At 40.6% G+C, this 25,505-nt stretch carries 23 protein-coding genes and 2 tRNA genes; 21 read left to right on the top strand and 4 right to left on the bottom strand.

Annotated elements, in window-relative coordinates:
* The first annotated feature begins 158 nt into the window (after positions 1-158).
* On the top strand, positions 159-632 hold the full coding sequence (gene greA / locus R3X26_RS17150) for a transcription elongation factor GreA (protein WP_317718550.1): 474 nt from the start codon (positions 159-161) through the stop codon (positions 630-632).
* 71 nt (positions 633-703) lie between these two features.
* Here the strand turns inward: greA and yhbY are convergent, their stop codons facing one another.
* Entirely contained in the window at positions 704-1,000 is a 297-nt protein-coding gene (gene yhbY, locus R3X26_RS17145) for a ribosome assembly RNA-binding protein YhbY (RefSeq protein ID WP_317718549.1), read from the bottom strand.
* 185 nt (positions 1,001-1,185) lie between these two features.
* Here yhbY and rlmE point away from each other — a divergent pair, with 185 nt between their 5' ends.
* The 15 genes from rlmE (at position 1,186) to nlpI (ending at position 17,359) form a co-directional block, all read left to right on the top strand.
* Positions 1,186-1,815 (top strand): 23S rRNA (uridine(2552)-2'-O)-methyltransferase RlmE, encoded by a 630-nt coding sequence (gene rlmE / locus R3X26_RS17140; RefSeq protein WP_317718548.1) that lies wholly within the window; start codon positions 1,186-1,188, stop codon positions 1,813-1,815.
* A gap of 87 nt (positions 1,816-1,902) precedes the next feature.
* A complete protein-coding gene (ftsH, locus tag R3X26_RS17135; RefSeq protein WP_317718547.1) occupies positions 1,903-3,933 on the top strand; it encodes an ATP-dependent zinc metalloprotease FtsH in 2,031 nt (676 codons plus the stop codon).
* Positions 3,934-3,998: 65 nt separating this feature from the next.
* On the top strand, positions 3,999-4,835 hold the full coding sequence (gene folP, locus R3X26_RS17130; protein ID WP_317718562.1) for a dihydropteroate synthase: 837 nt from the start codon (positions 3,999-4,001) through the stop codon (positions 4,833-4,835).
* Between the two features lie 30 nt (positions 4,836-4,865).
* Positions 4,866-6,209, top strand: coding sequence for a phosphoglucosamine mutase (glmM, locus tag R3X26_RS17125; protein WP_317718546.1), 1,344 nt, complete (start codon positions 4,866-4,868; stop codon positions 6,207-6,209).
* A 149-nt stretch (positions 6,210-6,358) separates the two neighbouring features.
* Positions 6,359-6,703: a preprotein translocase subunit SecG gene (gene secG, locus R3X26_RS17120; RefSeq protein WP_317718545.1), complete on the top strand. Its 345-nt coding sequence runs from the start codon at positions 6,359-6,361 to the stop codon at positions 6,701-6,703.
* A 52-nt stretch (positions 6,704-6,755) separates the two neighbouring features.
* A tRNA-Leu gene (locus R3X26_RS17115) sits at positions 6,756-6,840 on the top strand.
* 86 nt (positions 6,841-6,926) lie between these two features.
* A tRNA-Met gene (locus R3X26_RS17110) sits at positions 6,927-7,003 on the top strand.
* A gap of 242 nt (positions 7,004-7,245) precedes the next feature.
* A complete protein-coding gene (gene rimP / locus R3X26_RS17105) occupies positions 7,246-7,701 on the top strand; it encodes a ribosome maturation factor RimP (RefSeq protein WP_317718544.1) in 456 nt (151 codons plus the stop codon).
* Positions 7,702-7,736: 35 nt separating this feature from the next.
* A complete protein-coding gene (gene nusA, locus R3X26_RS17100) occupies positions 7,737-9,224 on the top strand; it encodes a transcription termination factor NusA (RefSeq protein ID WP_317718543.1) in 1,488 nt (495 codons plus the stop codon).
* Between the two features lie 20 nt (positions 9,225-9,244).
* Positions 9,245-11,944: a translation initiation factor IF-2 gene (infB, locus tag R3X26_RS17095; RefSeq protein WP_317718542.1), complete on the top strand. Its 2,700-nt coding sequence runs from the start codon at positions 9,245-9,247 to the stop codon at positions 11,942-11,944.
* A gap of 144 nt (positions 11,945-12,088) precedes the next feature.
* Positions 12,089-12,487: a 30S ribosome-binding factor RbfA gene (gene rbfA / locus R3X26_RS17090; RefSeq protein WP_317718541.1), complete on the top strand. Its 399-nt coding sequence runs from the start codon at positions 12,089-12,091 to the stop codon at positions 12,485-12,487.
* On the top strand, positions 12,487-13,446 hold the full coding sequence (truB, locus tag R3X26_RS17085) for a tRNA pseudouridine(55) synthase TruB (protein ID WP_317718540.1): 960 nt from the start codon (positions 12,487-12,489) through the stop codon (positions 13,444-13,446). Before rbfA ends, truB begins: the two co-directional genes overlap by 1 nt.
* A gap of 132 nt (positions 13,447-13,578) precedes the next feature.
* The gene (gene rpsO / locus R3X26_RS17080) at positions 13,579-13,848 is read left to right on the top strand and encodes a 30S ribosomal protein S15 (RefSeq protein ID WP_317718539.1); all 270 of its coding nucleotides are present in this window, start codon (positions 13,579-13,581) and stop codon (positions 13,846-13,848) included.
* Positions 13,849-14,168: 320 nt separating this feature from the next.
* Positions 14,169-16,283: a polyribonucleotide nucleotidyltransferase gene (pnp, locus tag R3X26_RS17075; RefSeq protein ID WP_317718538.1), complete on the top strand. Its 2,115-nt coding sequence runs from the start codon at positions 14,169-14,171 to the stop codon at positions 16,281-16,283.
* A 167-nt stretch (positions 16,284-16,450) separates the two neighbouring features.
* The gene (gene nlpI, locus R3X26_RS17070) at positions 16,451-17,359 is read left to right on the top strand and encodes a lipoprotein NlpI (RefSeq protein ID WP_317718537.1); all 909 of its coding nucleotides are present in this window, start codon (positions 16,451-16,453) and stop codon (positions 17,357-17,359) included.
* Between the two features lie 122 nt (positions 17,360-17,481).
* Here the strand turns inward: nlpI and R3X26_RS17065 are convergent, their stop codons facing one another.
* The 3 genes from R3X26_RS17065 to R3X26_RS17055 form a co-directional block, all read right to left on the bottom strand.
* The gene (locus R3X26_RS17065; protein ID WP_317718561.1) at positions 17,482-18,354 is read right to left on the bottom strand and encodes a U32 family peptidase; all 873 of its coding nucleotides are present in this window, start codon (positions 18,352-18,354) and stop codon (positions 17,482-17,484) included.
* Positions 18,355-18,382: 28 nt separating this feature from the next.
* On the bottom strand, positions 18,383-19,396 hold the full coding sequence (locus R3X26_RS17060; RefSeq protein ID WP_317718536.1) for a peptidase U32 family protein: 1,014 nt from the start codon (positions 19,394-19,396) through the stop codon (positions 18,383-18,385).
* Positions 19,397-19,526: 130 nt separating this feature from the next.
* Positions 19,527-21,563: an EAL domain-containing protein gene (locus tag R3X26_RS17055; protein WP_317718535.1), complete on the bottom strand. Its 2,037-nt coding sequence runs from the start codon at positions 21,561-21,563 to the stop codon at positions 19,527-19,529.
* Positions 21,564-21,763: 200 nt separating this feature from the next.
* Here R3X26_RS17055 and R3X26_RS17050 point away from each other — a divergent pair, with 200 nt between their 5' ends.
* The 5 genes from R3X26_RS17050 to prfC all read left to right on the top strand — a co-directional run bounded on the left by R3X26_RS17050 (position 21,764) and on the right by prfC (position 25,423).
* Complete coding sequence (locus tag R3X26_RS17050) at positions 21,764-22,285, top strand: SCP2 domain-containing protein (RefSeq protein WP_317718534.1); 522 nt, start codon at positions 21,764-21,766, stop codon at positions 22,283-22,285.
* The gene (locus R3X26_RS17045) at positions 22,275-22,778 is read left to right on the top strand and encodes an N-acetyltransferase (protein ID WP_317718533.1); all 504 of its coding nucleotides are present in this window, start codon (positions 22,275-22,277) and stop codon (positions 22,776-22,778) included. The genes R3X26_RS17050 and R3X26_RS17045 overlap by 11 nt, the downstream gene beginning before the upstream one ends.
* Before the next feature lie 7 nt (positions 22,779-22,785).
* Entirely contained in the window at positions 22,786-23,196 is a 411-nt protein-coding gene (locus R3X26_RS17040; protein WP_317718532.1) for a DNA polymerase III subunit psi, read from the top strand.
* Positions 23,189-23,635, top strand: a complete 447-nt coding sequence (gene rimI, locus R3X26_RS17035) for a ribosomal protein S18-alanine N-acetyltransferase (protein ID WP_317718531.1) — start codon at positions 23,189-23,191, stop codon at positions 23,633-23,635. The genes R3X26_RS17040 and rimI overlap by 8 nt, the downstream gene beginning before the upstream one ends.
* A 198-nt stretch (positions 23,636-23,833) precedes the next feature.
* Positions 23,834-25,423 (top strand): peptide chain release factor 3, encoded by a 1,590-nt coding sequence (prfC, locus tag R3X26_RS17030; protein ID WP_317718530.1) that lies wholly within the window; start codon positions 23,834-23,836, stop codon positions 25,421-25,423.
* The last annotated feature ends 82 nt before the right edge of the window (positions 25,424-25,505 follow it).

Raw genomic sequence — 25,505 nt, 5'->3', positions numbered from 1 at the left:
GTACTCATATGCTAATTTTGTGATACAAATCGTTAATATAGATGATTAATCACCAATCTTTGTTTACACTAGAGCAAATTCAATTATATCTAAACTCACTCAGCTTATGTTGAGTGGGTTCGTTTTGTCCAAAGCTGACTTTGGTTTAGAGGTTAAAAATGGAAAAAGTCCCAATGACTCTCCGTGGTGAACAAAAACTGCGTGAAGAATTAGATACATTATTAAAGCGTCGTCCGATTATATCTGCTGCAATCGCTGAAGCTCGAGAGTTAGGTGATCTAAAAGAAAATGCTGAATATCATGCGGCAAGAGAAGAACAAGGTATTTGTGAAGCTCAGATTAGAGATATTGAATATAAACTGTCAGTTGCACAAGTTATCGATGTCACCAAAATGGATAACACAGGTAAAATCATCTTTGGTTCTACCGTTACTTTGATTGATTTAGATACTGAACAAGAGTCGACCTACCAAATTGTTGGTGAAGATGAAGCTGAGATCAAAGCAGGGCGCATTTCGGTGAGCTCACCTATTGCTCGTGGCTTAATTGGTAAATTAGAAGGTGATGAAGTGGTTATTTCTACACCGGGCGGCGATAAAGATTATGAAATTGACAAGGTTCAATATATTTAATCTAACCGTTTGTTGAGTTGAGTACAGAAAAAGGGTCGCAATCGTAGCGACCCTTTTAATTATAACGTATATTATTTTCTTGGTATTTCGATTTTACGTGCTTCAGATTGGCGATAAAGTACAAGGGTTTTTCCTATAGTCTGTACTTTTTCAGCTTTGCTCTCACGAATAATCGCATCAATGATAAGTTGCTTAGTTTCTCTATCTTCAGAGGCAACTTTAATTTTGATTAACTCGTGGTGATCTAGTGCGAGTTCTATTTCCGCTAGAACAGCCTCAGTTAATCCATTGGCGCCCATTAGCACAACTGGTTTTAAGTTGTGTGCTAGGCCTTTAAGGTGCTGTTTTTGTTTGGTGCTCAGATTCATTACGCGGCCAATTATGTTAGTAGTTAAAATGTGCTTTAATTTCAAATATCAAAAAATGCATGATAATTTTTGAAAGTATAAACGAATTCGGGGTTGAAAAACGGTATTTTAACGCCATCTAATCACGAAGACTAATTTTTCTACCATACTTATTTGGTAATTCGTCTAAATTTACTAGGAATAGAATGAGTAAACAGAAACTTTCAGCAAGTTCAGGACGTTGGCTTAAAGAGCATTTTGACGATAAATATGTCAATGAAGCGAAAAAAAGAGGCTATCGTTCTAGAGCGATCTTTAAGCTTGAAGAAATTCAAGAAAAAGATAAATTGTTGAAGCAAGGAATGTCCGTTGTGGACTTGGGGGCAGCACCTGGAGGCTGGTCACAATATGCGACTCAGATCGTCGGGGATAGTGGACAAGTTATTGCTTGTGATATTTTACCGATGGATTCCATTGCTGGAGTGAGTTTTTTACAAGGTGATTTTAGAGAGGATTCAGTTTTAGAAGCACTTTTGGAAAGAATTCAACCCGATATGGTTGACGTGGTAATGTCTGATATGGCGCCTAATATGGCGGGGAATTTGTCGGTAGATCAACCAAGGGCGATGTATTTAGTCGAACTTGCGCTTGATATGTGTCGACAGGTTCTAGCTGCTAATGGTAGCTTTGTTGTCAAAGTGTTCCAAGGTGAAGGCTTTGATCAATATGTAAAAGACGTACGTGATTTGTTTAAAGTCGTCAAAATTAGAAAACCGGACTCATCGAGAGCGCGTTCTCGAGAAGTTTATATAGTGGCCACTGGATATAAAGGCTAAACTATTACGCTGTAGATACAGGCAACGATCTGTAGTACTCTACTTTTAATTACAATTAGTTATCGAGAGGCTTGCACCTTGAGTGACATGGCAAAAAATTTAATTTTATGGTTGGTTATAGCTGTTGTTTTGATGTCGGTATTCCAGAGTTTTGGACCCAGCGAAAGTAACGGAAGAACAGTAGATTATACCACCTTTGTACAAGAAGTTGGCCAAGGCCAAATTCGTGAAGCACAGTTTGATGGCCGAGAAATCGTATTCTATCGTCGTGATAATTCACGTAACGTGACGTATATGCCTCTTAGCGATGATAAATTGCTTGATGATTTAATTAACCAAAATGTGAAAGTGCAAGGTTCTCCACCAGAAGAGCAAAGCCTACTTGGTTCAATTTTCATTTCTTGGTTCCCAATGATTCTGCTGATTGGTGTATGGATCTTCTTCATGCGTCAAATGCAAGGCGGCGGCGGCAAAGGCGCTATGTCATTTGGTAAGAGCAAAGCCAGGATGATGAGCGAAGAGCAAATCAAAACCACCTTTGGTGATGTTGCAGGCTGTGATGAAGCCAAGGAAGATGTTAAAGAATTGGTTGATTATCTTCGGGACCCGAGTCGATTCCAAAAATTAGGCGGTAAAATACCGACCGGTGTGTTGTTGGTTGGGCCTCCGGGAACAGGTAAAACGTTACTTGCAAAAGCGATTGCAGGTGAAGCCAAAGTTCCGTTCTTTACTATTTCTGGTTCAGACTTTGTAGAAATGTTTGTTGGTGTTGGTGCTTCTCGTGTACGTGACATGTTTGAACAAGCAAAGAAAGCTGCACCATGTATTATCTTTATTGATGAAATTGATGCGGTAGGTCGCCAACGTGGTGCTGGTGTGGGTGGTGGTCACGATGAACGTGAGCAAACGCTTAACCAAATGTTGGTGGAAATGGATGGTTTTGAGGGAAATGAAGGTATTATTGTTATTGCCGCAACTAACCGTCCTGATGTTCTTGACCCTGCATTGTTGCGTCCCGGCCGTTTCGACCGTCAGGTCATGGTTGGTCTGCCAGACGTGCGTGGCCGAGAACAAATCCTAAAAGTACATATGCGCAAAGTACCGTTATCTGGCGATGTAGAGCCATCGCTGATTGCTCGTGGTACACCTGGTTTCTCAGGTGCAGATTTGGCTAACTTAGTGAATGAAGCTGCATTGTTTGCCGCTCGTGGAAACAAACGCAATGTCTCCATGGTTGAGTTTGAATTGGCCAAAGATAAAATCATGATGGGTGCCGCTCGTCACTCTATGGTTATGTCTGAGGAGTCAAAAGAATCTACTGCATACCATGAAGCAGGGCATGCGATTGTTGGTTTGCTAGTTAAAGACCATGATCCAGTTTATAAGGTATCGATTATACCTCGTGGCCGAGCTTTGGGTGTTACCATGTTCTTGCCAGAGCAAGACCGCATTAGTATGTCTCGTTTGCAGCTAGAATCTTCTATTGCAACTTTATATGGTGGTCGTCTAGCAGAAGAAATGATTTACGGCTCAGATAAAGTTTCAACTGGTGCTTCTAATGATATCGAGCGAGCAACTGATATAGCGCGTAAGATGGTTACTCAGTGGGGCTTCTCTGAAAAATTAGGTCCATTGCTGTATGCAGAAGAAGAAGGTGAAGTATTCTTAGGCCGTAGTGTAACTCAGACTAAACATATGTCAGATGATACAGCTAAACTGATAGATGCTGAGATTCGTAGTATTATTGATAAAAACTACGCACACGCTAAGCAAATATTGGAAGACAATATGGATATCATGCATGCGATGAAAGATGCATTGATGAAATATGAAACTATTGATGCTGGGCAACTAGAAGACTTGATGGCAAGAAAAGAAGAAATTCGTGAGCCACAAGGTTGGACCAGTGATTCAGCTGAAAAAGTGAGCCAAGCTCGAGCAGATGCTAAAGCAGCAATGGGTACAGACAAAGCAGAAACAGTTCAACCTAACGCGACTGAAGAGGATATTACTGCCGAAACAGTGGCAGAAGATATTGAAGTGAAAGACTCTTCCGACAATGCTGAACAAAAAGCAGAAAAACAAAGTGACGTTAATAAAGATAACAAATCTGAGTAACTGCTAGATACTAAAACCAAGACCTCGATATGTTCGGGGTCTTTTTGTATGTCGAATATGCCAATATGATTTTAAAGTCGAATAATAAACAGCTGTCGTTGAACTCACCGCAAGTCATGGGGATACTAAATGTGACCCCTGACTCTTTTTCTGACGGAGGTGTGTTTAATAATATTGGTGATGCACTGCATCGAGCAGAAAAAATGATAGAAGCAGGCGTTGCTATCATTGATATAGGCGGTGAATCAACCCGACCTGGCGCAACTAGGGTTACACTAGAAGAAGAACTTGCGCGAACCATTCCAGTAATTGAAGCGATCAGAGCAAAGCATGATGTGTGGATCTCCATTGATACCAGTAAGGCAGAAGTTATGCGCCAGGCTCTTGAGGCTGGAGCGGATATCATTAATGATGTCCGAGCATTAAGCGAGCCAAATGCTTTAGACGTCGCAGCATTGTTTGATGCGCCAGTATGTTTGATGCATATGAAAGGACAACCACAAACAATGCAAACTAAGCCCGTTTACGACAACTTGTTTACAGAAGTAGAACAATTTCTTGCTCAACGAGTTCAAGCATGCAGTGAAGCTGGTATAGATTCGAGTAGAATAATTCTCGATCCAGGTTTTGGGTTTGGTAAATCGTTACAACATAATTATCAGCTACTTGATACTTTAGAGCAGTTTCATTCATTTGGTTTCCCATTATTAGTTGGAATGTCGAGAAAATCGATGCTGTTTAACTTACTCAATAAAAAACCATCGGAAACTCTGGCTGCCAGCATTAGCTGTGCAACTATTGCCGCATTAAAAGGTGCGCAGATAATCAGAGTTCATGACTTTGAAGAGACATTAGATGCGTTAAAAGTAGTACAATGTCTCACTGAAAATAAATACAAATAGAAAATAATGACAAATAAATAGGATACTAACATGTCAGAAAGACGTTATTTTGGTACCGATGGTGTTCGTGGCAAAGTGGGTGAATTTCCAATTACACCAGACTTTATACTAAAACTGGGTTGGGCTGCAGGTCGTGTTCTTGCCAAGCAAGGTACAAAAAAAGTAATCATCGGGAAAGACCCACGTATTTCCGGATATATGTTGGAATCAGCGTTGGAAGCTGGGCTAGCGGCCGCTGGGTTAAACGCAACGCTAACCGGCCCTATGCCAACACCTGCTATTGCCTATTTAACGCAAACTTTTCGTGCAGAAGCTGGTATTGTTATTTCTGCATCACATAACCCTTATTATGATAATGGCATCAAATTTTTCTCATCGGAAGGAATGAAACTACCTGATGAAGTAGAACTTGCTATCGAAGCAGAGCTTGATAAAGCATTAGTTTGTGTTGAGTCTTCTCAGCTTGGTAAAGCCGCTCGCCTAAATGATGCCGCTGGACGTTATATAGAGTTTTGCAAAAGCACATTTCCAAATAATCTAAATTTAGCCAAATTAAAAATAGTGATTGATTGCGCTCATGGCGCGACTTATCACATTGCGCCTTCTGTTTTTAAAGAGTTAGGTGCTGAAATCGTTACTATTGGTGTTGAGCCTAATGGCGTGAACATTAATGCAGAAGTTGGAGCGACAGATGTCAGAGCTTTACAGAAGTTAGTCGTTGAAGAGAAGGCTGATTTAGGACTCGCATTCGACGGTGACGGCGATCGCATTATTATGGTCGACCATCAAGGTAATAAAATAGATGGCGATCAGATCGCTTATATTATTGCTCGAGATGCGCTTCGCCGAGGAGAGTTAAAAGGTGGGGTAGTTGGTACCTTAATGAGCAATTTAGGTATGGAAAATGGACTAAAGCAACTCGGTATTCCTTTTGTTCGAGCGGCGGTTGGCGATAGATATGTAATGGAGCAACTGCAAGAGAAAGGATGGTCAATTGGCGCTGAAAACTCTGGTCATGTTATTCTACTTGATAAAGTCACAACCGGAGATGCAATTGTTGCAGCGTTGCAAGTACTTGCGTCAGTGGTTGATAGTGAAATGACATTAAAAGATTTGTCTGAAGGAATGACACTATATCCACAAGTATTGGAAAACGTAAGATTTTCTGGAGATAGTAATCCACTTGAAGCGGACGTGGTGAAAACGGCGACCCAACAAGTAGAGAACGAATTAGGTTCGAAAGGGCGTGTGCTTTTACGTAAATCCGGTACCGAACCTTTGATAAGAGTGATGGTTGAAGGTGAAGATGAACAACTGGTTAAGGCTTCTGCATTAAAGATTGCCGACGCTGTAAAAACAACTTTTGATGTTTAATTGACCATTTGGAATATAACTCGCATTTTTTACTTGTCAGCTTTATTTCAATCCTATAGTATTGCTCGGCCTTCGATACCGGAGGTCGCTGGCTTTGCCTTTGAATAATAGGTGGTGCTAGTTCGACAAATAGTTACGTAGGTGAAAAAATGACTACTATTCTACTTGTGGTTTACCTGTTGGCTGCTGCTGGTGTTATTGGGCTGGTACTGATTCAACAAGGTAAAGGCGCAGATATGGGAGCCTCATTTGGTGCCGGTGCTTCAAACACAGTGTTTGGTTCTGGTGGCTCAGGGAATTTCCTAACCCGAATGACTGCAATATGTGCAACTGTATTTTTCGCTGTAGCTCTTGTTTTTGGTAATTTAGCAACACACCAAACTGAATCTCAATGGATAGACCCAACACAAGGTCAAATAATCCTTGAAGATGCTGCAGCAGATTTACCGAGTGAAATTCCAGCCGAACAAACTGGCGACGAAATTCCTCAATAAAGCTTTTAATTATTGTAGATGTTTTATTTATTATAGACAGAAAACAATATATGCCGAGATGGTGAAATTGGTAGACACGCTAGCATGAGGTGCTAGTGCCTTAGGGTGTGAGGGTTCAAGTCCCTCTCTCGGCACCATTAATTTAATTTTGATAGCAACATCAGGATTAGATTGATGTAACTTGTAAATCAAACTGTTGAGCGTATAATGTTCGACAGTCGGACGCGGGGTGGAGCAGCTTGGTAGCTCGTCGGGCTCATAACCCGAAGGTCGTCGGTTCAAATCCGGCCCCCGCAACCAATACTCATCGAGGAACTGATGTGCAAGTTATCATAGTTAATGGCGATTTATAAAGTCACATTAACTATGAACTAAACGGTAATGTAAATTATAGTTTAGTTATATCAGGGTCCAGCAATACTAAACCTCGGCTATTTCGGGGTTTTTTATTATCTGTACTTCAGGTTTTAGCTGAAGTGCGGTGTTATTGCTTGGGATTTAGAATGGGCTCTGAGCCCTTTTTTCGTTTCTGGAGTGGTTAAATGACTGGTTTAGAAAGACAACTAACGGAAATGCTTGAATCTCCTGTTGGAGCATCAGGTTACGAATTAGTCGGTCTTGAGTTTATTCGTGCAGGCGAACACTCAACTTTACGTATTTATATTGATAGTGAAAACGGCATTAACGTGGATGATTGTGCTGAAGTTAGTCGTCAAGTAAGTGCGGTACTGGATGTTGAAGATCCGATCTCTGTTGCATACAACTTGGAAGTATCTTCTCCTGGTTTGGAAAGGCCACTTTTTAAAACAGAACATTACCAACAATTTATTGGTCACGAGGTCAACATTGTTCTGAAAATGGCCATGGATAATCGTCGTAAATGGAAAGGCGTTATCCAAGCTGTCGAAGGTGAAACAATCATTATCACCGTTGAAGGACAAAGTGAAGAATTTGCATTAAGCAATATTTCTAAAGCTAACCTGATCCCTAAATTTTAGTTCTCCTAGAGAGAATTTTTTATGAGGCTAGATAAATGAACAGAGAAATTTTAGCAGTTGTTGAAGCTGTTTCTAACGAGAAAGCTGTTCCTCGTGAGCGTATTTTTGAAGCGTTAGAAATTGCGTTAGCAACAGCAACAAAAAAGAAGCATGAACTGGAAATTGAAGTTCGTGTGGAAATTGACCGTAAAACCGGCGATTTTAATACCTACCGTCGTTGGATGGCAGTAGAAGAAGTAGAAAACCCAACTAAAGAAATTTCGATTGAAGCTGCTAAATACGATGACGAAACAATTGAACTTGGCGGATTTATTGAAGACGATATCGAGTCAGTAACGTTTGACCGAATTACTACGCAAACAGCGAAGCAAGTTATTGTACAAAAAGTACGTGAAGCTGAACGAGCACAAGTTGTAGAACAATTTATCGATAACGAAGGTGAGCTTGTTACCGGAGTTGTGAAAAAAGTAAATCGCGAAACTATTATTTTGGACCTTGGTAATAATGCGGAAGCGGTTATCATGCGCGATGATCAACTTCCTCGTGAAAACTTTCGTCCAGGTGACCGGGTTCGTGGGCTTTTGTATTCAGTTCGTCCAGAAGCTCGTGGGTTCCAGTTATTTATTACTCGCTCTAAGCCTGAAATGTTGACGGAGCTTTTCCGTATTGAAGTACCGGAAATTGCTGAAGAATTAATAGAGTTAAAAGGCGCAGCTCGTGATCCTGGTTCACGTGCTAAAATAGCAGTGAAAACCAATGATCGTCGTATTGACCCTGTTGGTGCTTGCGTTGGTATGCGTGGTGCACGTGTACAAGCTGTTTCAGGTGAACTTGGTGGTGAACGTATTGATATTGTATTATGGGATGATAACCCTGCTCAATTCGTTATTAATGCCATGGCTCCAGCTGATGTTGCATCAATTATCGTCGATGAAGATGCTCATGCAATGGATATCGCAGTTGAATCGGATAACTTAGCCCAAGCAATTGGACGTAATGGTCAGAACGTTCGTTTAGCATCTCAGCTTACCGGTTGGGAGTTAAATGTTATGACGGTTGAAGATTTACAGAAAAAACATCAAGAAGAATCGGTTGCTTCCATCGAAAACTTTATGAAGTATCTCGATATTGAGCAAGATTTCGCTGAAATGTTAGTTGAAGAAGGCTTCTCAACACTAGAAGAAGTAGCTTACGTTCCAGTAAACGAACTATTAGAAATTGATGGTCTAAATGAAGAGATCGTTGAAGAGCTCCGTGGTCGAGCAAAAGACTCGCTAACGACCCTTGCTCTTGCACAAGAAGAGTCATTTGAAGGCATAGAACCAGCAGAAGATCTACTCGGTCTAGAAGGTTTAGAGCGTGAATTGGCATTTAAGTTTGCAGCCAAAGGCGTTGCAACATTAGAAGAATTAGCTGAACAAGGCATTGATGACCTCGAAGGTATTGATGGTTTAACAGAAGAGCGAGCGGGTGAACTTATCATGGCAGCACGTAATATCTGTTGGTTCAGCGACGAAGATTAATTTCAGCAAGGAGGGAGCGCATGACGCAACTTACAGTTAAAGCACTGAGTGAAGAAATCGGTACACCGGTTGATCGCTTGTTAGAACAACTTGCTGATGCTGGTATGTCAAAGACCAGCAACGACAATGTTACCGATGAGGAGAAGTCGAATCTTCTTACTTATCTTAAAAAAGAACACGGCGATACTTCAGGAAAATCTGAACCAACTCGTTTAACGCTACAACGCAAGACTCGCAGTACACTAAGCGTGGCTGCTACTGGCGGTAAAAGTAAAGATGTACAAGTAGAAGTACGTAAGAAACGTACTTACGTTAAGCGCAGTTCAGTTGAAGATGAAGCGAAACGTGAAGCTGAAGAAGCAGCAAAACGCGAAGCCGAAGAAGCAGCAAAACGTGAAGCTGAAGAAGCAGCAAAACGTCAAGCTGAAGAAGCAGCAAAACGTGAAGCAGAAGCAAAAGCGAAGCGTGAAGCTGAAGCTGAAGCAAAAGCAAAACGTGAAGCAGAAGCAAAAGCGAAGCGAGAAGCAGAAGCAAAAATGAATCCAAAAGAAAAAGCTAAGCAAGATGCCGCACAAAAAGAAGCCGATGCGTTGAAGCGTCGTCAAGAAGAAGAAGCGAAGAAAAAAGCCGAAGAAACCGCGCTTAAGCTAGTTGAAGAAGCTCGTAAGCTAGCAGAAGAAAACCAAGAGCGTTGGTCAGAAGAAGAGAAGAAAAAGAAAGCGCAAGAAGAAACGTCTGACTATCACGTAACGACATCTACTCACGCACGTGAAGCAGAAGATGAAGCGGATCGTCAAGCTGCAGCACCTGGGCCAAGTCGTCGTAAGCGTAAGAAGAAAGCGCCTGATTCTACAGAATCTCAAGGTCGTGGCGGTCGTAACCAACGCGGTAAAGGCCGTAAAGGTAAGCTAGCTAAGCCAACTTCTATGCAACAGCACGGATTTGATAAGTCTGCAACAGTTGCAAAACAAGACGTTGCTATTGGTGAGACAATTGTTGTGTCTGAGCTGGCAAATAAAATGTCAGTTAAAGGTACTGAAGTCATCAAAGTCATGATGAAAATGGGAGCAATGGCAACCATTAACCAAGTTATCGATCAAGAAACCGCTGCTCTTGTCGCAGAAGAAATGGGTCATAAAGTTATTCTTCGTAAAGAGAATGAATTAGAAGAAGCGATTTTGTCTGATCGTGATGGCGCAGCTGAAGCTGTTCCTCGTGCGCCCGTTGTTACTATCATGGGGCACGTTGACCACGGTAAAACATCGACATTGGATTATATTCGTAAAGCACATGTTGCATCGGGCGAAGCGGGTGGTATTACTCAGCACATTGGTGCTTACCATGTAGAAACTGATAACGGTATGATCACCTTCCTTGATACTCCTGGACACGCCGCATTTACTGCAATGCGTGCTCGTGGTGCTCAAGCTACAGATATCGTTGTATTGGTTGTTGCTGCTGATGATGGCGTTATGCCACAAACAATTGAGGCTATCCAACACGCTAAAGCGGCGGAAGTTCCTCTAATTGTTGCTGTAAACAAGATAGATAAAGAGGGTGCAAACCCAGATAATGTAAAAAATGAACTTGCACAATATGACGTTATCCCTGAGGAATGGGGCGGCGAAAATATGTTTGTTCATATTTCTGCTAAACAAGGTACCAACATTGAAGGCTTGCTAGAAACTATCTTGCTTCAATCAGAAGTTTTAGAATTAACGGCGGTTGCTGATGGCATGGCTTCTGGTGTGGTTGTTGAATCTCGTCTTGATAAGGGTCGTGGTCCAGTTGCTACTGTATTGGTTCAAACCGGTACATTGAACAAAGGTGATATCTTACTGTGTGGCCAAGAATATGGCCGAGTTCGCGCAATGCGTGACGAAAATGGCAAGGAAATTGTTTCTGCTGGTCCATCTATTCCTGTAGAAATAATTGGTTTATCAGGAGTTCCTTCATCTGGTGATGAAGCAACAGTTGTGCGTGATGAACGTAAAGCGCGTGAAGTTGCTAACTATCGCCAAGGTAAGTTCCGTGATGTTAAGCTAGCACGTCAACAAAAATCAAAACTTGAAAACATGTTCTCGAATATGGAAGCAGGTGAAGTTGCTGAACTCAATGTGGTTCTTAAAGCTGATGTTCAAGGTTCAGTTGAAGCCATTACCGATTCACTACATAAACTGTCTACCGATGAAGTAAAAGTAAGTGTAGTCGGTTCTGGTGTTGGTGGTATTACCGAAACTGATGCGGTTCTAGCTGCAGCTTCTAACGCTATTATCTTAGGTTTCAACGTTCGTGCAGACGCCTCTGCTCGACGTACCATTGAAAATGAAAACCTAGATCTACGTTACTACTCAATTATTTATCAATTGATCGACGAAGTGAAACAAGCCATGGGTGGCATGCTTGCTCCAGAGTTCAAACAAGAAATTATTGGTTTGGCTGAAGTACGTGAAGTGTTCAAATCACCTAAACTTGGTGCCATTGCAGGTTGTATGGTCACCGAAGGTGTGATTAAGCGTAACGCACCAATTCGTGTTCTACGTGAAAATGTAGTTATCTACGAAGGTGAGCTAGAATCATTACGTCGTTTTAAAGATGATGTACAAGAAGCCAAAAATGGTTACGAATGTGGTATCGGCGTTAAGAACTATAATGATGTTCGCGCAGGGGACCAAATAGAAGTATTTGAAACCGTTGAAATCAAACGTACTCTTGATTAATCGCGATTGACGAGCGTTTTGAAAAAGCGTTACTAGCCCTTGGTTAACATGCCAAGAGCTAGACCCTAAAATAACTTTAGGGCCGGTTGCTAAATACACCATGAGGGGCTCTTAGCCCCTCATTTTTTCTAAGAGAAGAAAATAATGTCAAAAGAATTTAGCCGCACGCAACGCGTGTCGCAGCAATTACAAAAAGAGCTTGCGTTGATTTTACAACGTGAAGTTAGAGATTCACGAATTGGTATGGTCACTATCTCTGACGTCGAAGTTTCTCGTGACTTAGCGTACGCAAAAGTATTCGTAACATTTTTATGTGTTGGCGACCAAACACCAGAAACAAGCCTTGCTGCTTTGAAAGAGCACGAAACACATGTGCGTATGATGTTAGGCAAGCGTATTCGGCTAAGACTTACTCCAGAAGTGCGTTTTACCTATGATAATACTCTTGTTGAAGGTATGCGCATGTCGAACCTTGTGAGTGAAGTCGTTAGTGATGACAAACGTCGTGCTAATGAATCAGGTCGTGAAGAAGGTGAAGAGTAATGGGTCGCAGAGGTCGTCGTAAAGGTCGTTCTGTTGATGGAGTGATTTTACTTGATAAGCCATCAGGTATTACATCTAACGATACGCTGCAAAAAGTAAAGCGAATCTACTTTGCAGAAAAAGCGGGCCATACGGGTGCACTCGATCCATTGGCTACGGGGATGTTGCCTATCTGCTTTGGTGAAGCGACTAAGTTTTCTCAGTTTCTACTAGAGTCAGATAAACGTTATCGAGTGATTGCTAAGCTCGGAGAAAGAACCAATACATCTGATTCTGATGGCGAAGTTGTACAAACTCGAGAAGTGAAAGTTGATCGAGGTCAGTTAGAGCGTTGTGTAGCGAAGTTTCGTGGAGAAACCGATCAAATTCCATCTATGTTCTCTGCGTTAAAATACCAAGGCAAACCTTTGTACGAGTATGCAAGAGAAGGTATCGATGTTCCGCGAGACTCTCGTAAAATTACCGTTTACTCTATTGAAATTATTCGTTTTGAAGGCTCTGAAGTTGAAATGGATGTTCATTGTTCTAAAGGAACATACATACGAACTATTGTTGATGATTTGGGTGAAATGCTGGCTTGTGGCGCACATGTTAGTTATTTACGTCGGACGGGTGTGTCTAATTACCCTTACGAGAAAATGGTGACATTAGAGCAGTTAGAAGCCTTACTGGAGAAAGCTCACAATGAGGATATACCTCCGCGTGAACTACTTGACCCATTACTTATGCCTATGGATTCTGCTGTTCAAGATCTACCTGAAGTGAATTTGATCCCAGAGCTGACTCATATGATACAGCATGGCCAACCAGTACAAGTGTTTGGCGCACCATTAGACGGTATTGTCCGCATGACCAGTGGTGAAGAGCGATTGTTTATTGGGATCGGTGAAATCGATGATGATGGAAGAGTTGCGCCCAAAAGACTGGTCGTTTTTCGGGATGACGTTGTTCAAGGCTAGTGAACAAATGTTCGATGTTAAAATAGCACTTGCGCAATTGTATCTAGCCAAGTAACATACGCGCTCCTCGTGTCGGCTGAATCAGAGATTGGCGGCACACTTTATTTACTTAACTCTTATTTAGGAGAGATTATGTCTCTGAATGCAGAAACAAAAGCAGCTATCGTAGCAGAATATGCACAATCTGAAGGCGATACAGGTTCACCAGAAGTACAAGTAGCACTACTTACTGCTTCTATCAACCACCTTCAAGGTCACTTTGCTAACCACAAACACGACCACCATAGTCGTCGCGGTCTTTTACGTATGGTTTCTAGCCGTCGTAAACTTCTAGATTACCTTAAAGGTAAAAACCTAGAGCGTTACCAAGACCTTATCAAACGTCTAGGCCTACGTCGCTAAGAACAGTTTGTTGAAAAGGGGCTATTTATAGCCCCTTTTTCTTTTTAGTCTAAAATCTTCATAAATTTGCTTTCTTTTCCCTGCTTCTGTCTGCACTTTTTTGCATTTTTCATCTATACTATCGCCCAGCTAAGTTTTGCTTAGTTTAAATTTACATTTTATCGAGTATTACAGTCAGCGTAGCCGGCCTTTAGGTTGCGACTAATGAAAGTGAGTTATTTTTGGTAGATCATTTTTATTAGTCGCGATGAGTAATACCGAAAGGTGTATTCTCTATGTGGTTCTGAAAAACAGAATCCAGCTATATTTAAGGAAATATAATGTTCGCGAATCCAGTCGTAAAAACATTCCAATACGGTAATCATACCGTTACTTTAGAAACAGGCGTTATTGCACGTCAAGCTACATCTGCTGTTATGGTAACAATGGATGATACTGCAGTATTTGTATCTGTAGTGGGTAAAAAAGCAGCCGTTGAAGGCCAAGACTTTTTTCCTTTAACTGTTAACTACCAAGAGCGTACTTATGCAGCTGGTAAAATTCCTGGTGGCTTCTTTAAGCGTGAAGGTCGTCCTTCTGAAGGTGAAACACTAACCGCTCGTTTAATCGACCGTCCAATTCGTCCACTCTTCCCTGACGAATTTAAAAACGAAGTTCAAGTTATTGCAACTGTTGTTTCTGTTAACCCAGATGTACAGCCTGATATCGTAACTATGATCGGTACTTCTGCTGCATTATCTATTTCTGGCATTCCATTTAATGGTCCTATCGGTTCGGCTCGTGTTGGCCACATTGATGGTCAATTAGTGCTAAACCCTAGCAATACAGAGTTAGAAACATCTAAATTAGATTTGGTTGTTGCTGGTACTGATGGTGCGGTGTTAATGGTTGAATCAGAAGCGGATAATCTTACTGAAGAAGAAATGCTATCTGCTGTTGTATTTGGTCACGATCAACAACAAACCGTTATTACAGCTATTAAAGAATTTGCAGCTGAAGTTGCTACTCCTGCATGGGATTGGGTTGCACCAACTGTTGACGCTGACCTGAAAGCTAAAATAGCTGAATTAGCAGAATCTCGTTTTACTGAAGCGTACCAAATAACAGAAAAAATGGCGCGTTATGAGCAAGTTGGTGAAATTAAAGCTGACGTATTAGCGGTATTGAAAGCCGAGAATGAAGAGCTTGACGAGAACGAAGTGAAAAAAATGCTTGGTTCTTTAGAGAAAAACGTTGTACGCGGCCGCATCATTGCTGGTAACCCACGTATTGATGGTCGTGAAAAAGATATGGTTCGTGCTCTTGATGTACGTACGGGCGTTCTTCCTCGTACACATGGTTCCGCTCTATTCACTCGTGGTGAAACTCAAGCACTGGTTACAGCAACGCTTGGTACACAACGTGACGCACAAATTATTGATGAATTAACAGGTGAGAAGAAATCACACTTCCTTTTACACTATAACTTCCCTCCGTATTGCGTAGGTGAAACAGGTTTCGTTGGTTCCCCTAAACGTCGTGAAATCGGCCATGGTAAGCTAGCAAAACGTGGTATCCAAGCAGTAATGCCTTCTGTAGAAGACTTCCCATACACGGTTCGTGTTGTATCTGAAATCACAGAATCTAACGGTTCTTCTTCAATGGCTTCAGTATGTGGTACTTCTCTAGCTTTAATGGATGCAGGTGTTCCAATTAAAGCGTCTGTTGCCGGTATTGCAATGGGACTTGTTAAAGAAGGCGACGATTTTGTTGTTCTTTCTGACATCTTGGGCGATGAAGATCACCTAGGTGACATGGACTTTAAAGTTGCGGGTACTAACGAAGGTATCACTGCACTTCAAATGGACATCAAAATTGAAGGTATAACTAAAGAGATCATGCAAATTGCGCTTAACCAAGCACAAGGTGCTCGTAAGCACATTCTTTCAGTAATGGATGAAGCGATTTCTGGCGCTCGTACTGAAATTTCTGAGTTTGCTCCTCGTATTCACCAAATGAAGATCAATCCTGAGAAAATTCGTGACGTTATCGGTAAAGGCGGTGCTGTTATTCGTTCTCTTTGTGAAGAAACGGGTACAACTATTGAAATTGAAGACGACGGTACCGTTAAAATTGCAGCAACTTCTGGAGATCAAGCTGAAGATGCGATTAATCGTATTAAAGAGCTAACAGCTGAAGTAGAAGTTGGAACGATTTATACTGGTAAAGTAGCTCGTTTGGCTGATTTTGGTGCTTTTGTAACGATTCTTCCTGGTAAAGATGGATTGGTTCATATTTCTCAAATCGCTGACAAGCGTGTAGAGAAAGTGACAGACTACTTAACCGAAGGGCAAGAGGTTAAAGTTAAAGTACTCGAGATTGACCGTCAAGGACGTGTTCGCTTAAGTATGAAAGAAGCACAAGACAAGCCTGCTGAAACAACAGAAGCTGAATAAGCGACACTTTGTAACTTGTGCTCTAGTTCAGCTTTGTGATTAAACTTAGGCTTTTCTAGTAAACACCGTTAAAAGCATGTTATAAAAGGGAGAACATTAATGTTCTCCCTTTTTTTACATCTAAAGTGTACAAGTGGGTTGTTTGGCATATAAGGAGATATGTATCTGTGAAATGGTTACAAATAGCAAGTGTCAGCTTAATGCTGGTGCTTTCCGGTTGTGCTACCACGACAAATGAGCAACAGCAGTGGGTTTATCCACCAATGGCGGTACCATTACAAGCCAGTATTCAGCAAGAAGTGCAAATTGCTCGGCTTAACCAATTACTACAACGGTCCGATTTAAACAACGCCACAAAAAGTAAAATGTATTATGAACGAGGCAGTTACTACGACAGCGTAGGGCTACGTGATCTTGCGCGTCTCGATTTTAATCAATCTTTAAATCTCAATCCGGCTCAACCTGATATTTTTAATTTGCTTGGAGTTTATTTTACTCAAATAGGTGAATATGATGCGGCTTATGAGGCGTTTGATTCAACTCTAGAACTTGATCCATATAATGAATATGCTGAACGTAATATGGCGATTGCTTTATATTATGGCGGTCGTGATGAGTTAGCATATCAAGAGATGAAAGCACATTACGATAGTAATCCAGATGACCCGTTTCGAGTATTGTGGCTTTATATCATTGAGAGGGAGCTAACCCCTTTAGAAGCAGAACAAAATCTTAAAATGCGTTATGCCAATAAAAATCAAAATTGGGGTTGGATTTTAGTAGCGATAATGCTCGATGAGGTTAGCGAAGAACAAGCGTTTAAAGCCGTGTTGAAGGGAACGCAAGACAATATAACTCTAGCGCAACGTTTGACAGAAGTGTATTTTTATTTAGCGAAACGCTATCAATTCTCTGAACAATACGCTGATGCAATCGCCTTATATAAACTAGCCTTGTCGTTCAATGTTTATGAATATGTTGAACATCGCTATTCGTTTTTAGAACTGTCTCGTATATACGATGATGTAAGAGCCATTCAGCAATCGGCATTGGAAGAAACATCAGAAGGAAGCTAGCGAGGATTAACGTTTAATTGAACGCCGAATAATAATTCGGCGTTTATATTTAGTTGATTACTTAAAACCTTAAATTTAAAATTCAGGCCTTAAATTAAGTAAGATTGGATTATAGTTTGAATTTATGAGCTCTCCATTCCAGCCAGTTGATGCCAATACCCGTTACATTGGAAATTAGATAGTTTTTCTGGTTTTGACCCATCTTCATTTTGGCGGAATTGTTCTAGTTTAGCGAATGTTTCGACATTAAGTGGACTTAAACGAACGACGTCTACTAATCCTTTCATGCCTTTTAAGTCATTGATTAAGTTATAGCAATAACCAGATTGCGTCTGAATTCCATTAAGGTTAAAAACCGCCTGTCCTTCTTGGCTTTCAACTTGTAAACCGGTTGGATACTCGATACAGCATGTCTCACATTCATCTTTTGGCCGATTTTGAGCTCTTGCGGTAAAGCAACGCGCCGAATAAGCTAACGGAAGATAGCCATGACTGAATACCTCTATTTCAAATTGATTCTTAATTCCCAGCTCACCACATTGCCTGATAGTTTCTTGTAGCCATTGCTTAGAAAGCTCCACTGGCATACACCAACGTATCATACCCTTCTGTAGGAATAATTTAAGAGTATGGGCATTATACGTGTTAACTGCTGGTCCGACGACGAATGGAACGCTGTGCTCGTGGGCGAGTTGAATAGCAGATACATCATTTGCTTCAATTAAAAAATCGCCATTATTTATATATCTTTTCATCATATTGACTTCGCTTGGCGCTTCTAGCAAAGCCATAGTAGACAAAACCACTTGTTTACCACTTGCAGCAAGATCTGTCGCAATACTTAACCAATCATTTGGCTTCATTAATCTTCTTTTTGAACAGACGGTTTCACCGAGGTAAATTATGTCGGCATTTGAAGATTTTGCTTGTACATAAAATTTTTCTACATCTTGTTTAGGCCAAAAATAGAGTATTGGCCCTAACGCATATTTCATATCATTAGGCATACTTGTCTCCACCTTTTTATTGCCATTTACGGTGGTAAGCACCGAGTGTTGTTTGTGTGCCTTCCGAAACATTAGCCAGTGTTTGATTCCAACATTCGTCAACATGATAGCTTTCTGGATTGCTTTGGTAACTATCGATAGCGGTGCGCCATATTCGAGTGACTTGTTCAACGTAAGCAGGACTGCGTTGACGACCTTCTATTTTTACCGATGCGACATTGGCAGCAAAAAGGTCAGGTAACATAGACAAAGTGTTTAAACTGGTTGGTTCTTCTAACGCATGATATCGCTTATTATTGCCAGCTAGTTTTACGTCAAACCGACCTTTGCATAAGGTTGGATAACCTGCATTCTCACCTTCGGAATACCGATCGATCAAGATTTCATTCAAACGAGATTCCAGGCCATTGTTTGTTTCTTGCCAACGTACATATTTAGCTGGAGAACAAGCGCCAACGGTGTTGGGGGATTCGCCTGTCATATAAGAAGAAAGGTAGCAACGCCCTTCGGCCATAATACACAAACTACCAAATGCAAAGACCTCTAACTCAACATTTTGATCAATGGTTCGAGAAAGCTGCTTAACTTGATGAATGGAAAGAACGCGAGGTAAAACTACCCGCTTTATATTAAAATTTTGTTGATAGAAATGGATAGCAGCGACATTAGTAGCCGATGCTTGCACCGACAAATGCAGTTCTAAATCGGGATACTTGGTCGCCGCGTATTCTAATATGGCAATATCGGCAATAATGAGTGCGTCTACACCCATTGCTACTGCATTATCTACCGCTTTTGTCCAACGATTAAAGCCATCCGGGTGAGCGAAAGTATTTAATGCAACATGTAGTTTTTTATCGTTATCACGAATATATTGTATTGCTCGGTCTAGTTTTTTACCCGTAAAATTGAGACCAGCAAAGTGTCGTGCATTAGTCTCATCTTTGAATCCGATGTAGACAGCGTCTGCTCCACAATCGACGGCTGTTTTTAATGCAGGTAAGTTGCCCGCAGGGCAAAGTAATTCCATTAGATCTACCCAATTATTAATGATATTTGCATTCTATGGGCTAACGTAATAGGTATATTTGATGTAAGGCAGGTTTATTTTAATCTACACCGATTAATCACTTTTTTATCTGACTATTCGGTAATTAATACTAATTTTTATGCCTTTTGTTCTGGGCCAACAGCTCTTCTACATCATGTTTAGGTTGGGGCCTATAGAAATGGAACCCTTGAATAGTGTGGCAGTTTAAATTAGATAAAAGAGTGGCTTGTTGTCGTGTTTCTACTCCTTCGGCTACAACCGTGAGATCTAAAGAACGGCCTAAATTAATGATGTTTTCGATCACAGTTACTTGTTTTGGTAGTTTATCTATATCGTTAATAAACGCCCGGTCAATTTTAAGTTCGTCAATAGGAAAACGAGCTAAATAGGAAAGGGAAGAATAGCCAGTACCAAAATCATCAATTGATAAAGAAAAACCGAGGTTTTTTATCGCTTTGAGCATTTGGAGCGTATGCTCACTATCGCTCATTACGGCACTTTCAGTCAATTCGAATGTAATACAATTTGGATCAAGCTCTGTTGTACGGAGTTGCTTTTCCATATAATCGATGAGTTTAGGGTTACCAAATTGTTCAGGAGATAGGTTTATCGCAACACGCCCAGGAAGAATTCCTTGAATTTTCCAGCGCTTAACAGTAGCAAATACTTCTCGCATCACCACTCGTCCCAGATGTTCTATCAATCCTGCTTTTTCAGCAACTGGTATAAAAGCTGCGGGGCTAATATAACCCTCAATAGGGTGCTTCCAACGAATTAACGCTTCAGCGCCATTGATACTAAAGTCGCGTGCATTTACTTTCGGCTGATACCATACTTCTAGTCCATTTTGTTGCAGCGCTTTTTGTAGCTCGATTTCTAACCAAAGACGCATACGTGCTTCTTTGTTCATCTGATCATGGTACTTAATGAGTCGATTTCGGCCACGATCTTTAGCTTCGTACATAGCGGTGTCTGCATTTTGCAATAAGATTCGCGCATCATTTCCATCTTCAGGAAACATAACACTACCAATTGAGCAGGCAAGACGTTTGCTAAAATGGTGTAGATCAAATGGTTGATTGATAATAGAGATGATTTTTTCTGCTAAAGACTCCGTTGTACCGCTGTGTTCCGGCTCTGGTAAAATAATGCCAAATTCATCACCACCTAAGTGGCCTAATATCGCTTGAGAAGGTAGCAAGCGTTGTAAGCGTGATGACACTTCTTTTATTACTTTATCGCCAATATGATGCCCTAGAGAGTCATTAATGTTCTTGAAGTTATCTATATCTAAGTAAAACATGATAAGAGGCACTTCATTGGTAATAAACTGTTCGAGACGTCGTGTAAATCCATAGCGATTATAGAGTTTAGTTAGAGAGTCGTAGTGGGTATCGTGTTTATCATTGACAGAACCAGAATGATCAACGTCTGCATCTTCAATAATGATGATAGTTGCTTCGGTACCTAAATTACTGGCATTAGCTGCCCTTAAACGCACTTTTCGTTCAACGCCGCATCTGGCGCTGGTTAAGCAAACAAGTGGTTCACTAAGTAGCATTGAACTGAAGGATTCACTGAATACCGTTTTCGTTTTTTCATCTAAGAACAGACGATATATTTGTTCTCCTAATATACTTTGAATATCAGAAAAACCAAGTAATCTCAAGGTAATGGAGTTAGTAGAAATAATTGTTTCGTTTTCAACCAATAAAAAACCATCAGGTAATAATCCCGTTAACATGGAGAATTTCACTTCAGATTCTTCTAATGATCGAGTTAGAACTTGTTTTTCAGACGTATCGCTAGCATGAAAAGAGATGAACTCTACTTCGTCATCAATTAGTACCGGAGAAACACTAAAGTGCAGGCTGGTATCCTGTTCTCTCTCATTTAAAATGATCTCGGTTTCAATGTGTTCGCCAGCGAATGCACGGGCGTAGAAAGGCTCAAGTGTCGAATAGAAATGATCACCTAAAATTGTGGCGTCATTCATGCCAGTTAGCTCATCTTCGGACATGCCTGCAATTTCACAGTAACGTTCGTTAACACTGACGTAATTATGATCTTTGTCGAGAACGGCAAAGAGAAATGGACTGGAGTTTGTCAGTTTTGAAAACCAGTGCTTTAACTGCTTTTTTGGCATTAAGTTTCTACCGCTTTAACATTGAGCAATTGAATGAGTATCATTCGGTTAATATATATTATTGTTTACTATAACCGTGAAAGTAGCGAGATGAAAGAGATCACAACATCACAAGTACTTTTTATGATGCATAACAGGAATTCTGGAACGATATCTATTATCATAGCTTAATTGAATCAATAAAGTATCGGAATACCGTAGTGTTAAACAAGCTTCGAAGTAAAATAGTTGAAAATTCAGCGCAAATTTTGAGACCTTCAGTCCAATTTTTGCCATTACCTATACAAAATAAAGTCTTACTTGAAACATTGAAGTACGTTTTCCATGAAGCATTGGAAGACGGTGATTTTGAGTTTTTACAAGGAAACTGGTTGAAAATCACCATCATTGATTTAGATTTACAATGGTTTATTAGCTATCAGGATGACAAACTGGTTGTAAGTAAAAAACAACAAGTCGAACAAGTCAGCTTTTCAGGGAAATTGAATGATTTAGTGTTAATCGCTGGTCGCAAGGAAGATCCTGATACTCTATTCTTCCAAAGACGGTTAAGTATTGAAGGTGATACAGAACTTGGGTTAGAAATTAAAAATTTAATGGATAGTGTTGATCTTGATGCATTACCTAAACCACTTACATTGCTTTTAAATGAACTGGCTGATTTTGTTTATAAAGGGCTACATACTGAAAAAGACCAGAATGGAATAGCGAATGCTTATTAGAACAGAAGCCCCTGCCGATATACTACCTATTGATGCATTACTCAAATCTGCTTTTGAAACAGAAGCAGAAGCGAAACTTGTTATGAGTCTGCGTGAAAACAGCCGTTTCACTTTGTCTTTGGTCGCTTGTACTGATGAAGGCGAATTGATTGGATACGCACTGTTTACTCCTGTTTCATTGAATGGTGAACAATTAGGATGGCAAGGGCTTGCTCCTATAGCGGTTAAAGAAGAGTGTCGTCGTCAAGGTATTGCGGGAAAAATGATAGAACAAGGCCTAGATTCGTTGTACGAATTTGGTTACTTAGGATGTGCGGTGTTGGGAGACCCTGAGTTTTATTCTCGTTTTGGGTTTATCGATGCAGGTGAGTTTGGTATGCGTTGTAGTTGGGATGTTCCTCAAGGTGTTTTTCGTGTTAGAGAGTTAACTGAGAATGAGTTTACTGGCAAACACGGATTATTAGAATATAGCCCTGAGTTTTCTGAACTTTAAGCCTGTTATGAAAGAACCTAATACTGATATTCAATATTTAGCCGAAATGGGGATTCAACACTGGGGTTTATCGCATCCTGCCAGACTCTCAGGGGTTGAAGTTGAACCATTGCGTTTACCTGAATCTTGCCTATTGCTACTGGTTTCGCCGGTAAAACCAAGTGGCGATATGGTGTTTATGTTTAATAATGTATTGAAAAGTATGAAATTAAGCATTGAACAGTCACAACATATTTATCCTGAACACTTTTCTCAATTGAGTGCTGCTCAATTACGATGGATTTGGTTTGCTGGTTGCGAGCCGATGAACAATATAGACACGGCTGTTAAGACGTTAACCAGTCCTCTTTTGTCTCAAATAGAAGGGAATAAACAGCATCGTCGAGATTTATGGCAACAAATATGTGCTTATGAATAATCAAATTAAACCGTTAGAAGAAGCTTTCTTACAAGATGTATGGCGAATAGAGCAAGTTGCTCATAGTCACCCATGGAAACAGTCTATGATTAACGACGTGAATAGCCGTGGTGCATGCCATCATGTTTTAGTGAGTGAAGAAACAGTGGTTGGTTATTTTTATGCTCAAAACATTGTAGGAGAAGTAACCTTACTCAATATAGCGGTCGACCCACAACAACAAGGGAAAGGGTTTGGAAAAATATTGGTCGAATACTTTTTATCTGTTTGTGAGGAGGCAAAAGCCGAAAGTGCTTGGTTAGAAGTACGTGAAAGTAATCGCAAAGCGCACAATTTATATGAATCAGTTGGTTTTAATGAGGTGGATCGACGTCATAATTATTACCCAACTAAGAAAGGGAAAGAAGATGCAATTATTATGAGTTATTTGTTCATTTAATTTAACCCACCGAATTTTCTCCTTGAGTAGCAAAGAAATAATGAGCAATTATTCAAGCATTGATTGTTTATAACGTTAAGATCAGCGAAAATAACGATCAACCAAGATTAACGCAACGGATTTTAATGAAAAGGAACTGAAATTAGCGTTCTTTCGTCAATGTAATTAAATCTGTGTACAAACTAAAAGAACTTATCCATGGCAAACCAAGAATTTCTGAATGAAGTTAATAAGCGAAGAACCTTTGCTATCATCTCTCACCCCGATGCTGGTAAAACAACAATAACTGAAAAAGTGTTACTTTTCGGACAGGCTATTCAGTCTGCGGGTACGGTAAAAGGTCGTGGTTCAAGCCATCATGCTAAATCAGACTGGATGGAGATGGAAAAAGAACGTGGTATTTCGGTAACCACTTCTGTTATGCAATTTCCTTATAATGAATGTTTGGTTAACCTACTCGATACTCCAGGACACGAAGATTTCTCGGAAGATACTTACCGAACGCTTACTGCGGTAGATTCTTGTTTAATGGTAATAGATGCAGCAAAAGGGGTAGAGGACCGTACGCGAAAACTGATGGAAGTTACGCGTCTACGAGATACTCCTATTGTTACATTTATGAATAAATTGGACCGAGATATTCGTGATCCAATGGAACTGTTAGATGAGGTCGAAAACGAGCTTAAAATCGCTTGTGCGCCAATTTCTTGGCCTATTGGCTGCGGTAAAGAGTTTAAGGGGGTTTATCATATCCATAGAGATGAGACTATCTTGTATGCAACAGGACAAGGTCATACCATCCAAGAAGAAAATATTATTAAAGGACTAGATAACCCTGAACTGGATATAGCAATTGGCGACGATTTAGCGGAACAACTCCGAGAAGAGTTGGAATTAGTGATTGGCGCATCACATGAATTTGATCGTGATTTGTTTTTGTCTGGCGAATTGACGCCAGTATTTTTTGGAACAGCATTGGGTAACTTTGGTGTTGACCATATGCTCGATGGATTAACGGAGTGGGCTCCGCTTCCTTTACCTCGCCAAGCTAATGAGCGCGAAGTTGAAGCAACAGAAGAAAAGTTTTCAGGTTTTGTTTTTAAAATTCAAGCGAATATGGATCCTAAACACCGTGACCGTATTGCCTTTATGCGTGTAGTTTCAGGAACTTACAATCAAGGCATGAAAATGAACCATGTTCGTCTTGGTAAGCAAATAAATATCTCGGATGCCGTGACCTTTATGGCAGGAGATCGTTCTCGTGCGGCACATGCGTATGCGGGTGACATTATTGGCTTGCATAACCATGGCACAATTCAGATAGGCGATACTTTTACACAGGGAGAGTCTTTGAAGTTCTCTGGTATCCCTAATTTTGCACCTGAACTTTTCCGTCGTATTCGTTTAAAAGATCCATTAAAGCAGAAACAGCTGCTTAAAGGTTTGGTACAGCTTTCTGAAGAAGGCGCTGTTCAGGTATTCCGTCCACTACAAAATAATGATCTGATTGTTGGTGCGGTTGGTGTGCTTCAATTTGATGTGGTGGTTGCTCGATTGAAATCGGAATATAACGTTGAAGCCATATATGAAGGCGTTAACGTTGCGACTGCTCGTTGGGTTGAATGTGCTGATGAAAAGAAACTGGATGACTTTAAACGTAAAGGGCAAGCAAATTTAGCTCTAGATGGTGGCGATAATCTTTCTTATATCGCACCAACAATGGTTAACTTGAATCTTGCTCAAGAACGCTTCCCTGATATTGTATTTAGAGCAACGAGAGAACACTGAGTTTTTAACTTCTAACTCGACTAATATTAGTTACTGTGTTTATAAAATGTAACTAACTAAAGAAAAAATGGAGCCAATTGGC

The organism is Vibrio sp. TH_r3 (genome assembly GCF_033101115.1).
GTDB lineage: Bacteria > Pseudomonadota > Gammaproteobacteria > Enterobacterales > Vibrionaceae > Vibrio.
Note: the sequence above shows the minus strand (reverse complement) of the source record. Positions and strands in the feature narration are given on the sequence as shown.

What these genes read in the sequence shown, in the direction of transcription:
- R3X26_RS17040 (WP_317718532.1), top strand. Translation starts at nt 22,786, where the DNA reads ATGAAAGAACCTAATACTGATATTCAATATTTAGCCGAAATGGGGATT.
- prfC (WP_317718530.1), top strand. Translation starts at nt 23,834, where the DNA reads ATGGCAAACCAAGAATTTCTGAATGAAGTTAATAAGCGAAGAACCTTT.
- pnp (WP_317718538.1), top strand. Translation starts at nt 14,169, where the DNA reads ATGTTCGCGAATCCAGTCGTAAAAACATTCCAATACGGTAATCATACC.
- greA (WP_317718550.1), top strand. Translation starts at nt 159, where the DNA reads ATGGAAAAAGTCCCAATGACTCTCCGTGGTGAACAAAAACTGCGTGAA.
- rimI (WP_317718531.1), top strand. Translation starts at nt 23,189, where the DNA reads ATGAATAATCAAATTAAACCGTTAGAAGAAGCTTTCTTACAAGATGTA.
- rbfA (WP_317718541.1), top strand. Translation starts at nt 12,089, where the DNA reads ATGTCAAAAGAATTTAGCCGCACGCAACGCGTGTCGCAGCAATTACAA.
- R3X26_RS17065 (WP_317718561.1), bottom strand. Translation starts at nt 18,354, where the DNA reads ATGAAATATGCGTTAGGGCCAATACTCTATTTTTGGCCTAAACAAGAT.
- R3X26_RS17045 (WP_317718533.1), top strand. Translation starts at nt 22,275, where the DNA reads ATGCTTATTAGAACAGAAGCCCCTGCCGATATACTACCTATTGATGCA.
- ftsH (WP_317718547.1), top strand. Translation starts at nt 1,903, where the DNA reads ATGGCAAAAAATTTAATTTTATGGTTGGTTATAGCTGTTGTTTTGATG.
- rlmE (WP_317718548.1), top strand. Translation starts at nt 1,186, where the DNA reads ATGAGTAAACAGAAACTTTCAGCAAGTTCAGGACGTTGGCTTAAAGAG.
- infB (WP_317718542.1), top strand. Translation starts at nt 9,245, where the DNA reads ATGACGCAACTTACAGTTAAAGCACTGAGTGAAGAAATCGGTACACCG.
- rpsO (WP_317718539.1), top strand. Translation starts at nt 13,579, where the DNA reads ATGTCTCTGAATGCAGAAACAAAAGCAGCTATCGTAGCAGAATATGCA.
- rimP (WP_317718544.1), top strand. Translation starts at nt 7,246, where the DNA reads ATGACTGGTTTAGAAAGACAACTAACGGAAATGCTTGAATCTCCTGTT.
- glmM (WP_317718546.1), top strand. Translation starts at nt 4,866, where the DNA reads ATGTCAGAAAGACGTTATTTTGGTACCGATGGTGTTCGTGGCAAAGTG.
- folP (WP_317718562.1), top strand. Translation starts at nt 3,999, where the DNA reads ATGATTTTAAAGTCGAATAATAAACAGCTGTCGTTGAACTCACCGCAA.
- truB (WP_317718540.1), top strand. Translation starts at nt 12,487, where the DNA reads ATGGGTCGCAGAGGTCGTCGTAAAGGTCGTTCTGTTGATGGAGTGATT.
- nusA (WP_317718543.1), top strand. Translation starts at nt 7,737, where the DNA reads ATGAACAGAGAAATTTTAGCAGTTGTTGAAGCTGTTTCTAACGAGAAA.
- R3X26_RS17055 (WP_317718535.1), bottom strand. Translation starts at nt 21,563, where the DNA reads ATGCCAAAAAAGCAGTTAAAGCACTGGTTTTCAAAACTGACAAACTCC.
- R3X26_RS17060 (WP_317718536.1), bottom strand. Translation starts at nt 19,396, where the DNA reads ATGGAATTACTTTGCCCTGCGGGCAACTTACCTGCATTAAAAACAGCC.
- secG (WP_317718545.1), top strand. Translation starts at nt 6,359, where the DNA reads ATGACTACTATTCTACTTGTGGTTTACCTGTTGGCTGCTGCTGGTGTT.
- yhbY (WP_317718549.1), bottom strand. Translation starts at nt 1,000, where the DNA reads ATGAATCTGAGCACCAAACAAAAACAGCACCTTAAAGGCCTAGCACAC.